Raw genomic sequence first — 12653 nt, 5'->3', positions numbered from 1 at the left:
AAAAAATGAAATTAATTAAAGTTGAAACACATGGATTTAAAAGTTTTGCCGATCCAGTTACACTTCGTTTTGACGGGGGTGTTGTTGGGGTTGTAGGACCTAATGGTTCAGGTAAAAGTAACATCAACGATGCGATCAAATGAGTTTTAGGGGAACAAAGCTCAAAAGAACTTCGTGGGGATAACATGCAAGATGTTATTTTCTCAGGATCAAAAATTGTGCCTGCAATGAATAAAGCAAGCGTAAAATTAACGTTTGAAGACCCACAAGAAGGTGTTGTAACAATCGAAAGGGTGATTCAAAGAGGAAAAGGTTTAAACCAATATTTCATGAACAATAAACCTGCTCTTCATAGTCAAATTAAAGCTCTTGCAATGCAATCAGGAATTGGAAAAAGCTCACTTGCAATTATTTCTCAAGGAACAGTTAGTGAGATTGCCCAATCTAGTGACGAACAAAGAAGAGGAATTTTCGAAGAAGCTGCTGGCGTGTCTAAATACAAAATCAGAAAAGAAGAAGCAATTAAAAAATTAGAAAAAAGTGAAGGTTCATTAAGAAACATCAACACAAGTATTAATGAACTTGAAAGACAACTTGAACCATTAAGAAAACAAGCTGAAAAAGCTATTAAATATCGTGATAAATCCAGAGAACTTAAAGAAATTGAAATTGGTTATTTAGCACACGAAATTGAAAGATTATCAGCGCTAAGCGAAGAACTTAATGCAAACTTAGAAGGTGTTCAAGAAACTAAAGAATCATACGAAAACGATATTGAAGAAATTACTAAAAAAATTGATCGTAAGAAAATTGAATCAAATGAGCTTAATAATGAAATTAATAAGCTTGCTGGTGTGGAAATGGCTCTTAATCAAACCATTAATAACTTAGAACGTTCATTTGATTTAGAAAACCAAAGACTTCAAATGATTGCTCGTGGTGAGTTAAATGTTGACCCAGAACAAAGAAAGAAAGCTATATTTAATCAAATTGAACAACTTACACACCAAATTAACTACTACAAAGATATTAAAAATGATCTTGAAAGTAAATTAGAAGAATCAAAAACATTTATTAGTCAAAAAAATGCTTTATTAAATGAAAGAAGAGCTAAATTTGAATCTCTTAATAAACGTAAAATTTCTTATGAAACTCAATTAAGACTCTTAAAAGAAAAACAAAGCAAAAGAACTAACCTTTTTAAAGGGACTAGAACTATTTTAGAAAACAAATCTAACTTTAGAGGGTTTAAAGGGATTGTTGCTGATTTAATTGAAGTTGAAAGTAAATATTCAGTAGCTATTGAAACTATTTTATCTAACGCATTGCAACACATTGTAGTTGATAATTCAGATACAGCTGTTAAAGCAATTAACTTTTTAAAAGCAAATAATGGTGGTAGAGCCACATTTATCCCTCTTACTTCAATCAAAGAAAAAGGAATTAGAGACGATTATTTACTTGTACTTAGAAGCCAACCAGGATTTGTTGGAATTGCAAGTGATTTAGTTAAAACTAAACCTGAATTTGCTAAATTAGCGCAATTCTTACTTGGAAACGTTATTGTTGTTGATAAAGTTGATCTTGCTGATAAAATCTCTGTTTTATTAGAAAGAAAATACATGGTTGTCAGCATGGAAGGTGACATTGTTCGTCCTGGTGGAGTTATGGTTGGAGGAGTTCAACAAGAAAGTGAAGAACTTCTTGGTTTAGATAGAAAAATCCAAGAAATGGAAAATGAACTTCCTGGAATTAACTCTCAAATGAGTGCTATTCAAGCCGAAATTGAAAACCTTGCTACCGAAAGAAATCAAAAAGAACATTATTTTAGAGAATATAGCAGTAAAATTAGTGCTAATAATGTGCTTTTAGAAAATGCTAATGCTGCGCTTGAAGAAGCTAAAGTGCAAGCTTCATCTCTTGGTGAAAGTGTGCAAAATGTAGGAAAAGAAGCTAAAGTAAATGATGCACTTGAAGATTTAAATAAAGCTAAAAGAAATCTTTCAGTAACTCAATTTGATCTTTCAGCTAAAAGAAACACTAAAGCTACTTTAGATGATGAAATTAATGCTCTTGATAGAAGTAGAAATGATTTATACAAAAATTTAAAAGCATTAAACAATTCATACCGTAGCAAAATTGAAGAAGCTAACAGAGCATCTTCAACACTTACAGTGCACAAAGAACGTCTTTCTGAGTTCTATAAATTAACTTTAGAATTTGCAAGAGAAAACTTCCCACTTCAAATTTCAGTGGAAGCTGCTGGTGAAATTATTGCTGATATTAGAAGTGAAATTGCTGAACTTGGAAATGTAAACCTTGAATCTATCGAACAGCTTGAAGAAGTAGAATCAAGATACAATAAACTTACATCTGATCGTGATGAACTTGTTGAAGCTAAAAATGCAGTTATTGAAGCTATTGCAGAACTTGACAAAATCATTATTACTCGCTTAACAAATGTTGTGCATGATATTAACTTAGAATTTAACAATGTCTTTAGCTCAATGTTTGGTGGTGGAAGTGCTAAAGTTGAATTTGTGGATCCTAAAAATGTGCTTGAATCTGGAATTTCAATTTTCGCTCAACCTCCAGGTAAAAGTATTAAGAACTTAAAATTATTCTCTGGTGGTGAAAAATCACTTATTGCAATTTCTCTTTTATTTGCAATTCTTAAAGCAAGACCTCTTCCGCTTTGTATCTTAGACGAAGTTGAAGCTGCACTTGATGAATCAAATGTTGTGAGATTTGCTGAATACTTACAACAACTTAAACATCAAACACAATTTATCGTTATTACTCACCGTCATGGAACAATGACACGTGTAGATCACCTTTTTGGTGCTACAATGCAAAAACGTGGAGTTACTTCATTTTTCACAGTTAAAATTGAGGATGCTAAAAAGCTTATTGATGAAGCTCCAGAAGCTTAATAAAAAACTCGCGCTTGCGAGTTTTTTTTACACAACTTTTAAAAGGGTGTATCAAGAAGGAAGGTATCCACCATTTATCCCCGGATTTACAATATTCACAATTAAAAAGGCCATTAATGAAAGGATAAATAAGACTACAAAAAGATCAAGTCATTTAAGTTTTAATTGTCTATATTTAGTTCTTTTTTCGTATGGATCATACCCTCTAGTTTCCATTGCATTTGATAAATCTTCTGCTTTAGCAAATGATGAAATAAAAAGCGGGATAATTAAGGTGGTAAAAGCTACTACTTTTTCTTTAATATTACCATTTTTGAAATCAACTCCACGAGATGATTGAGCTTTCATAATTCTTTGAGCCTCATCTAAAAGTGTTGGAATAAAACGAAGTGCAATTGAAATAATCATTGCAATAATGTGTACTGGGACAAATAAGAATTTAAGTGGTCACATTAAATCTTCAAGTGCTTTAGTAAGTAAAATTGGTCTTGTTGTATTAGTTAAAATTGTAGTTGATAAAATCATTGTGTAAACTCTTAAGAAAAGAGATAATGTTTTATTTAAAGTAAGCATTGAAATTCCGTATTCAACACGATACGTACTACCACGTTTTAAAGTGGTTAAGGCTCCGTTAATTATAAATGTTGCACTATCAATATTGATTTTTTGCTCAGAACCTTGGAAGAACTTAATAAATGAAGTTGGATAATATCCTTTAATTCCAACTTGATAATTAGTAAGTGAATAAATGTTAACTAAAAGGATCACTAGCGATACAAAAATCGGAAATTTTAGCATTGAAATAAGTGGTCTAACTTTCTTAATTGTAAATAAATAAACAATAATTAATGGTGCTAATAAAATCACCATATCAATAAAATATTGTGAAATAAAAACAAAAACGATATAGAAAATAGCAATTAAAATTTTAATCCTTGGATCAAGACGATACATAAAAGAGTTATCACCAGGGATGTATCTACCAAATACACTTTTCATTAGTTAACTCCTTTACTTTTTAAATAATCATTAAGGAAAGCAATTAATTCTTCTTCTGTTGTTACTTTTGGAACATTAATTCCTTTATTTCTTAGTTTATTTACAAATTCAAGCAATTTTGGGGGCTGTAAGTTATTTTCTTTAAGAAACTCCACATCATTAAGAATTTCATAAGGTTTACCATCACGCACAATTTGTCCATCTTTAAAAATAATAACTCTCTTGCTTCTAGCTAAAATATTATCAAGATCATGTGTTACATTAATAATGGTAACGTTGTTGTTTTCATTTAAATCAGCAATGATATCCAAAATTTCTTTAACTCCAACAGGATCAAGTCCAGCTGTAGGTTCATCAACTACTAAACAATTAGGTTCCATTGCTAAAATCCCAGCAAGAGCAACCCTTCTTTTTTGCCCACCACTAAGGTCAAATGGACTTCTTTTTAAATAACTGGTAGGAAGCCCTACAAGTTGGATGTATTTTTCAGCTCTTTTTTTAGCTTCTTCTATAGGAACTCCTAATGAAACAGGCCCAAAGATGATATCTTCTTCAATTGTTGCTTTAAAAAGTTGATATTCAGCAAATTGGAAAACAATTCCTACATTTTTACGGAGCGTTTTAATTTTTCTAAAACGTTTATTCTCACGAATAAGTTTTTTGTTTTCATCATATTGGTTGTATCTAAAGCGAACTGAGTTTTTCATTTTAGGATTTGAGCAATAAACTTCTAAAGTATTAACTTCATTTTGCTTATTTTTTTTATTATAAATGTCTGTATCGTAAATTCAGGTAATTTCACCTTTTGTAGGTAATAAAAGACCATTTAAATGTTCAATAAAAGTGGTTTTACCACTTCCTGTTTGTCCAATAACTCCAACATATTCACCTTGCTTAACTTCAAAATTTACATTATTTAGAGCTTGAAATTCTCATGGTGTTTTACGAGAGAAAATATGACTAATATTTTTAATTTTTATTTGCATAATTCGTTAATCAACTCCTCCTCGTTATATGTAGGTTCAATACCATTTAATTTTTCACTAATTCTGTAGTAAAAAGGCGAGTCTATTTTAGCAATATCAATGATTTCTTTATTATTAAGAATTTCTTTTGGGGATCCAGCCGCAACAAGCTCTCCACCAGCAAAAACTAAACATTTATCAGCTAAAATTGCTTCATCCATATCATGTGTAATTGAAATTAAAGTCTTATTTTCATCAGCTTGAATTTCTTTGATAATTTCAATAATTCTGCTTTTACCTTTAGGATCAAGCATGGAAGTAACTTCATCAAAGATAACAACTTCAGGGTCTAAAGCAAGCACAGAAGCGATAGCAACTCTTTGTTTTTGCCCACCACTAAGATTTTCAGGCTCTTTTTCTAAGTGTTTTTGCATATCAACTCTTTTAGCATACTCTAACACTCGCTTTTTCATCTCGTTTTGTGGCATATTCTTATTTTCAAGTCCAAAAGCAATATCATCTTCAACACTTGAGCCCGCAAATTGGTTATCAGGATTTTGAAAGATAATTCCAATTTTTTGTCTGATTTTTCTAAGGTTTTCTTTAGAGTATAAAATACCATCAATTTCGATGGTTCCTTTTTGTGGTTTAAGTAATGCTACAAGTATTTTAGATAAGGTACTTTTCCCTGATCCATTATGCCCTAAAATTGCTACATATTCGCCTCTTTTGATCTCGAAACTAACGTTATTAAGTGCAGGTTTTAAATCATCTGGACGGTATCTAAATGTTAAGTTATTGACTTTTATCATAATACTAATTTTACCACATATAATAATCACTAAAATTAGTTAAAAATTAATTTATACTATTGTTTTTTGTGGTTAAAATGCTTTTTATGGGTTCAAAATTCTTTCTATGAAAATCAGTGATTCCATATGCAAAAATAGCATTTAAATGTTCCTTAGTTAGATATCCTTTGTTTCTATCTCAACCAAATTCAGGGTGCTTTGAACTAAGATTGTCCATATATTGATCACGAACAACTTTAGCTATAATGCTTGATGCAGCAATGCTAATTGATTTTTGGTCACCTTTAACTAAGTTAATTTGCTCTTTTTCAGTGTCAATTTTCTCAAAATCAGTCATAACTAAGTCAACATCACTTTTAATAAGATCCAAGCATCTCTCCATTCCTGTTTTTGATGCTTTTTTAGGGTTTAAATTAAAAATTTCTTCTTCACTCATAAAAACATAAACTACTTCAAGTGCATCTTTTTTAATTATTTCAAAAAGTTCTTCTCTTTGTTTTGCAGTAAGTTTTTTCGAATCTTTAATTTTGTTATTTTCGTAGTTAATTGGGAAAATCACTCCAGCTACTACCATTGGGCCAGCAACACACCCCCGACCCACTTCGTCAAGACCAATAATGCTTAAATTTTTATCTCAATACTCTTGTTCATATCTTTGCATATGTCTAAATTATAATTCATAAAACAATATATAATACATACATATGGGAACAAGAGTTTATACATTATGTAATTATTGCAATGATGAGCATATTTATATGATTGGTTTAGTAGGCGAAATATTCATCATTGATCAGTTTTTAAGAATATGAAAAACTAAGCAAAAAAATTTCTTTCAAAGAGAAAATTTTGATAATGATTTTGTTAGTTTCATTAAGGAAAATAAGGTCTTTGATGGAGTTTCTGAAAGCGAAATCCAGACACAATTAGATGTTGTATATAAATTTGTTAATGGCTTTTTTAATCCGCGTGAAAAAGAGCTTCTTACAAAAAATATTTTACTTAGTCACCAAGTTGAAATCACACCAGTTGTTAATAGCGATTTGGAAGAATCAAAAAGAGAAGTGGCTAACATCCCAATTTTGAAATTAGAGTTTCTAAACGAAAAACCTTACATTAGAGAATATTCTAGAAACGTACTATATCTTCAATACAATGAAACCTTAAAAGCATTTATTTGTCCTAGATCATTACAATTCAATGCTGTGGTTATTCGAAACGAAGAAGCTTAATCTTGCAGAAGGTCTATAAACGACCTTTTGCATTTTTTATTATCCAAATTCTCTATATAATTAAGGTTATGAAGAAACCAGAAATAATTTTTGTCGACTTAGATGCGACTTTACTTGATTCAAAAGACAATTACACAAAAGTTCCAAGTAAAGAAAACTTAGAAGCAATTGAAAGAGCTAAAAAAGCAGGTATAAAAGTAGTTGTATCTACAGGTAGAGGAATTAATCACGAAACTGAATACATCGTTTCAAAAGTTGGTGATTTAAATTATATTGCTTGAAATGGAGCTCAAATTATTCACCACAATAAATTAATTAAAAACTTTGCGATTGAAAAATCAGTTATGCAAGATCTTTTTAATGAATTAGATAAAGCTAAAGCAAGTTTTATTTTAAATTCAGACCCTGTAAATCATGCTTATGTAAGAAATATTTTTATGAAGGCAATTATGATTTTCACTAAATTTACAGGTAAACCATTAAGTGACTTTAAAAATGATTTAGATGTTTTTAAAGTGCTTGTGTGATCGCCGTCAAGAAAAAAAGTGCATCGTTTATGAAAAGAATTAAGCAAGAAATTTGAAGGGAAGCTTAATGTTGCTCTTAGTGGACATAAAGACCACGCTTTAGAAATCACAGCGCCAGAAGCTACAAAAGGTGATGCAGAAGTGTTCTATTGCAACTTTTTAGGAATTAATCCACAAAACGCAATTCACATTGGTGATTCAGGAAATGATGCTACAACACAAGGAAAAATTGGTAAAGCTGTTGCTTTAGGAAACTCAGTAAAAAGATACAAAGAAATTGCTGATGAAATTTTTGAACATCATTACAAAGATGCTGCAGTTGGCTTATACATCAATAAATTGCTTGATAAATTAGAAAGAAGTAAATAACCACAAAAAATTGCTTAATAACCCTAAATTTAAGAATTATAAAAATAATATATAATACTAGCAATTAATAAAAAAACAAAAAGGAGAGAATATGAATAACGGAGATAACTTCGGAAATGGAAACAATTTTGGAAACGGAAATTTCAACATGAACAATAACATGAATAACAATATGAATATGGGATTTGGTGGATTCCCACAAGTAAGTAGAAAAAGCAGAACTACTTTAGTACTTTTAAGCTTCTTCTTAGGTGGTTTAGGAATAGATAGATTTTACGCTGGAAGAATTGGTTTAGGAATTTGTAAATTACTTTTACTTGTTCCTACATTTGGAATTTGAGCGTTTATCGATTTTATTTTAGCAATTTGTGGTGCTCAAAGAGACGAATACGGATTACCAATTTCACAATGATAATTTAAAATGGCGCAAATCTTTTATAGATTTGCGTTTTTTATGTGTGTAATTTTGAAGGATTAAAACACTAATATCACTTAATTTTATGGATATTAGTGTTTTTTGATTGCCCTAGCTTGGAAAGGAAACAAAAGAAAAACCCTGCTTAATAAGGCAGGGTTTTGAAATTAAATATTATTTTTTAACACCTTCTCATTTTCAGTATCTAACTTCATCCATATCGATACCATATTGTTTGATGTAAGCTTTGTGTTCTTTAACTTTATCTTGCATTTGTTTTACAAATTCAGAATCATTATCTTTATAAACAGCTTTAGCTACAGTTTCTGAGATGTGGAATCTGTCCATATCACTCATTAAACGAATGTCAAATGAAGTTGTAATATCTCCTTTTTCACGATATCCATGAACTTTTAAGTTGTGGTTATGTCTGTTAAAGAAGATATCTCTAATTAACCCTTCGTATCCGTGGAATGCAAATACAACTGGTTTATCTTTTGTGAAAATTGCATCAAATTCTTCATCACTAAGTCCACGTGGGTCAATGCTTGGGTGACGAAGTTTTAATAAATCAACAACGTTTACAAATCTAATTTTAAGTGATGGATATTCTTTGTTAAGGTATGAAATTGCTGCAAGCATTTCAAGGTTTGGTTCTGTACCACTTGCTACAAGTACAACATCTGGTTCTTCACCATCTTTGACTGTTGATGCTCAGTCGATAACTTTAAGTCCTTTTTCAACTAATTCTTTAGCTTCTTCAACATTGTAGAATTGTTCTCTAGGTTGTTTTGAAGCAACGATTAAGTTAATTACATTTCTTTCTTTAAATGCTTTTTCTAAAACAGCTAAAAGAGTGTTTGAATCAGCTGGAAGGTATTCACGAATAAGTTCAGGTTTTTTATCAGCAAGGTGTCCTAAAATACCTGGATCTTGGTGTGTATAACCGTTGTGGTCTTGTTGGAATGCTGTTGATGTAGCAATTACGTTAAGTGATGGATAATCATTTCTTCAGTTAACTTTTTGTGCTTTAGCAACTCATTTCATGTGTTGTGTAAGCATTGAATCAACAACTCTTAAGAATGATTCATATGAAGCAAAGTACCCATGTCTTCCTGTTAATACATACCCTTCTAAGAACCCTTCTGCTTGGTGTTCTGATAATTGTGAATCAATTAATCTACCACTTGGCCCAATTGCTTCATCTAATTCAGCATCAACTCTTTCAAGTCATTGTCTTTTTGTAACTTTTAAAACTTCAAACATACGATTTGATTTAGTTTCATCTGGTCCAAATGCACGGAAATTGTGTGGGTTTTTCACAATCATATCAGCAAAGTATTTTCCAGCATTAACCATATCTTGATCTTTAATTTCACCTGGTTTGTCAAATTTTAAAGCAAATTTTTCTCATGGTGATAATTCAAGAACTTTAGGATCTACACCACCATTTGTAATTGGGTGCATTCCCATTCTTTTGTTTCCTTTAGGAGCAATTTCAGCATATTCTGTTTTAAAGCTTCCATCTTTATTAAATAACTCTTCTGGTTTGTATGATCTAAGTCATTTTTCAAGATCATCTTTGTATGTTAAGTTTTCTGCACTAACTGGAAGTGGAACTTGGTGAGCTCTGAAACTTCCTTCAATCACTTCTCCTTTAAATGAGTGAGGAGCAGATCATCCTTTTGGAGTTCTAACAACAAGAACAGGTCAAAATCCTCTTTTAGCTTCATCAGCACTTTTTTGACGAGCTTCAGCTTGAATTTTTAAAATTTTCTCAATAGCTTCATCGAACGCTTTAGCCATTGGTTCATGAATCCCTTTAGGGTTAAATACATCACCTTCAACGAAAATAGCATCTCACCCGAAACCATTAAGCATATTTTTGATTTCTTCATCAGTTTTACGAGCTAAAAGTGTAGGGTTAGAAATTTTACCACCATTAATGTGTAAAATTGGTAAAACAGCACCATCTGTTACTGGGTTAATAAATGAATTTGAGAATCATCCAGCTGCTAATGGACCTGTTTCAGCTTCACCATCACCAATTACTGTTGCAGCAATAATTTGTGGGTTATCTAAAATAGCTCCTGTTGCGTGTGAAAGTCATATCCAAGTTCTCCACCTTCATGGATACTTCCTGGTGTTTCAGGTGCAGCATGTGAAGCTGTTCCGCCTGGGAATGAGAATCTTTTGAACATTCTTGTCATTCCTTCAACATCTTGAGTAATTTCAGGGAAAAGCTCTGTATAACTTCCGTCAAGATATGAGTTAGAAATCATAACTTGCCCACCATGTCCAGGACCTTCAATGTAGAACATTTCTAAGTCATATTTATTAATAACACGGTTTAAGTGTGCATAAATTAAGTTTTGACCAGGAATTGTTCCTCAGTGTCCAATTGGATAAATTTTAATATCGTCCGCTTTTAATTCTTCATGTAAAAGTGGGTTATTTCTTAAGTAAATTTGTCCAGCTGATAAATAGTTTGCAGCACGTCATCAGGCATGAATCTTGTTTAAATATTCTTTAGAATCGAAAAATTTTTTATCTTTCATAAAACCTCTATTTATTGTTTGTATTTATTAAAAATTTGAAAGAACTTGAATTCTTTCTTTATATTTAAATTATTTAACTTTTTAGTTCTATTTTTTAACTAAAAAGGTTAAAAAAATATAAAATATGTAATTAATTCCACTATTTTTTATAAAATATTTTTTCACTTTTTAATTTTTAGTATTTATATTTTAAAAATAACATATAAAATATAGATGTAAAAAATTTTCAAAGGATCATAATGAACAAATCAAATACAATTTTATTTGGTGTGAACAACACTGAAAAACTTGCAGAAAAAGTTTCTGAAATTGTTGGAATACCTCTTTCAAAAGTTGAAAAAACAGTTTATGCAGATGGTGAGTTTATGCTTGTTGCTGATAAAACTGTTAGGGATCATGATGTTTTCGTTGTAGCAAGTACATCTAGACCAGTAAATGACAACATTGTGGAATTATTGCTTTTCATTGATTCGCTTAAAAGAGCAAGCGCAAGAAGCATCACAGTATGTTTAAGTTACTATGGATATGCTCGTCAAGATCGTAAAGCAAGCGGAAGACAACCGATTGGAGCTAAATTAGTTGCCGATATTCTCCAAACAGCAGGTGCTACAAAAGTTATTTGCGTTGACTTACACAACCCTTCAATTCAAGGTTTCTTCAACATCCCAGTTGATGATTTAAAAGGTCAATACCCACTTGCTAAAGTATTAAAAGAAACACACGAAACTTTCACAGTAGTTTCTCCAGATCATGGCGGAACTGTTAGAGCTAGAAAATTGGCTGAATTAATTGCAGATACAGTTAAAATTTGTATCATTGACAAACGTAGAACTGGTGTTAACCAAACTGAAGTTATGGGACTTATTGGTGATATTAAAGACCAAAATGCAGTTATTATTGATGACATTATTGACACTGGTGGAACAATTTTAAAAGCTGCTGATACACTTAAAAAAGAAGGTGCTAAAAAAATCATTATTTGTGCAACCCACGGAATTTTCACCAAAGGATTTGATGTTTTTGAAAACAACCCAAATGTTGATAAAGTCATCATCACAGATAGTATTGATAACACAGTACTTGTAAAAAAATACTCAAAACTTCAAGTGGTAAGCTTAGGTGATTTCTTAGGTAGAGTTATCAAACAATCAATTAATGGTGAAAGCATTTCAGACGTTTATAAAGAACTTAAAAAAGAATTACAATCAATCTAGAATTTGTTAATACAAATTCTTTTTTTAATTTATGAAAAAAGCTAAACACATTCAAGAATATAAAGTACTTCACCAAAATGAGTGACTTTCTTTACACCAAACTTCCAAAGGATTTGTGTACGCAGAGCGCAAAGGGATTAATAGTATTGCTTCATTAGTGTTTAAAAAAGAAAATAATGATTTTTACTTTCTGATTAGAAAGCAACTTCTTCCGAATTTAGTCTTAGAAGAAAAACCTCAAGACTTATTATATCCTTCATGTATCACCGGTACAATTGAAGAAGGTGATACACCTTTAGAAACTGCTCTTAGAGAAACTTTTGAAGAAGGTGGAATATATTTAGAAAACTCACATCTTAGAGCAAGCGGAAAATATATTGCAACTACACAAAGCAATGAAGTAGTTTATACTTTTGTTTTTGAAAAAACAAGCGAAGTTGTTGAAACTGAACCCCAAAACGATGGTTCGTACTTTGAACAAATTAGTAAAAACGAGTGAGTATCCTTGCAAGAATTGAAAGATATTTTCCAAAACGCTTTATGTCATTCATCACTATATAATGCTTATTTATTGTTTATAGATAACGTTATGCATAAATAATTCTGAATTAAAAATCAGCAAGTTTTAA

The 12653-nt window shown here is 30.9% G+C and carries 10 protein-coding genes and 1 pseudogene; 6 read left to right on the top strand and 5 right to left on the bottom strand.

Going from position 1 to position 12653, the window contains the following annotated elements:
• Nucleotides 1-5: 5 nt before the first annotated feature.
• Nucleotides 6-2933, top strand: a complete 2928-nt coding sequence (locus EXC51_RS02540) for an AAA family ATPase (RefSeq protein ID WP_129620376.1) — start codon at nt 6-8, stop codon at nt 2931-2933.
• Between the two features lie 27 nt (nt 2934-2960).
• Here EXC51_RS02540 and EXC51_RS02535 read toward each other — a convergent pair whose 3' ends face one another.
• From EXC51_RS02535 to EXC51_RS02520, 4 genes are read right to left on the bottom strand one after another with little or no spacing between them, the layout of a single operon-like run.
• Nucleotides 2961-3932: an energy-coupling factor transporter transmembrane component T family protein gene (locus EXC51_RS02535; protein ID WP_129620375.1), complete on the bottom strand. Its 972-nt coding sequence runs from the start codon at nt 3930-3932 to the stop codon at nt 2961-2963.
• Nucleotides 3932-4918 carry an energy-coupling factor transporter ATPase gene (locus EXC51_RS02530; RefSeq protein WP_129620374.1) on the bottom strand — a complete coding sequence of 329 codons (987 nt, stop codon included), beginning with the start codon at nt 4916-4918 and terminating at the stop codon, nt 3932-3934. The genes EXC51_RS02535 and EXC51_RS02530 overlap by 1 nt, the downstream gene beginning before the upstream one ends.
• On the bottom strand, nt 4909-5709 hold the full coding sequence (locus EXC51_RS02525; RefSeq protein ID WP_129620373.1) for an energy-coupling factor transporter ATPase: 801 nt from the start codon (nt 5707-5709) through the stop codon (nt 4909-4911). Before EXC51_RS02525 ends, EXC51_RS02530 begins: the two co-directional genes overlap by 10 nt.
• 46 nt (nt 5710-5755) lie before the next feature.
• Complete coding sequence (locus EXC51_RS02520; protein WP_129620372.1) at nt 5756-6370, bottom strand: ribonuclease HII; 615 nt, start codon at nt 6368-6370, stop codon at nt 5756-5758.
• 97 nt (nt 6371-6467) lie between these two features.
• Here EXC51_RS02520 and EXC51_RS02515 point away from each other — a divergent pair, with 97 nt between their 5' ends.
• From EXC51_RS02515 to EXC51_RS02505, 3 genes are all read left to right on the top strand, one after another.
• On the top strand, nt 6468-6941 hold the full coding sequence (locus EXC51_RS02515) for a hypothetical protein (RefSeq protein WP_129620371.1): 474 nt from the start codon (nt 6468-6470) through the stop codon (nt 6939-6941).
• A gap of 68 nt (nt 6942-7009) precedes the next feature.
• The gene (locus tag EXC51_RS02510; RefSeq protein ID WP_129620370.1) at nt 7010-7837 is read left to right on the top strand and encodes a Cof-type HAD-IIB family hydrolase; all 828 of its coding nucleotides are present in this window, start codon (nt 7010-7012) and stop codon (nt 7835-7837) included.
• Nucleotides 7838-7928: 91 nt separating this feature from the next.
• A complete protein-coding gene (locus EXC51_RS02505) occupies nt 7929-8252 on the top strand; it encodes a TM2 domain-containing protein (RefSeq protein ID WP_129620369.1) in 324 nt (107 codons plus the stop codon).
• A 174-nt stretch (nt 8253-8426) separates the two neighbouring features.
• On the opposite strand, the pseudogene EXC51_RS04335 reads toward EXC51_RS02505, so the two are convergent.
• Nucleotides 8427-10810, bottom strand: a pseudogene (locus EXC51_RS04335) (phosphoketolase family protein).
• A 239-nt stretch (nt 10811-11049) separates the two neighbouring features.
• On the opposite strand from EXC51_RS04335, the gene EXC51_RS02495 reads away from it, so the two are divergent.
• Both EXC51_RS02495 and EXC51_RS02490 read left to right on the top strand, forming a co-directional pair.
• A complete protein-coding gene (locus tag EXC51_RS02495; protein ID WP_129620368.1) occupies nt 11050-12024 on the top strand; it encodes a ribose-phosphate pyrophosphokinase in 975 nt (324 codons plus the stop codon).
• Between the two features lie 31 nt (nt 12025-12055).
• A complete protein-coding gene (locus EXC51_RS02490; RefSeq protein WP_129620367.1) occupies nt 12056-12625 on the top strand; it encodes an NUDIX hydrolase in 570 nt (189 codons plus the stop codon).
• Nucleotides 12626-12653: the final 28 nt, after the last annotated feature.

Source organism: Mycoplasmopsis gallinacea (assembly GCF_900660495.1).
GTDB classification, from domain to species: domain Bacteria; phylum Bacillota_I; class Bacilli_A; order Mycoplasmatales; family Metamycoplasmataceae; genus Mycoplasmopsis; species Mycoplasmopsis gallinacea.
This window is presented reverse-complemented; position numbering and strand designations above follow the sequence as displayed.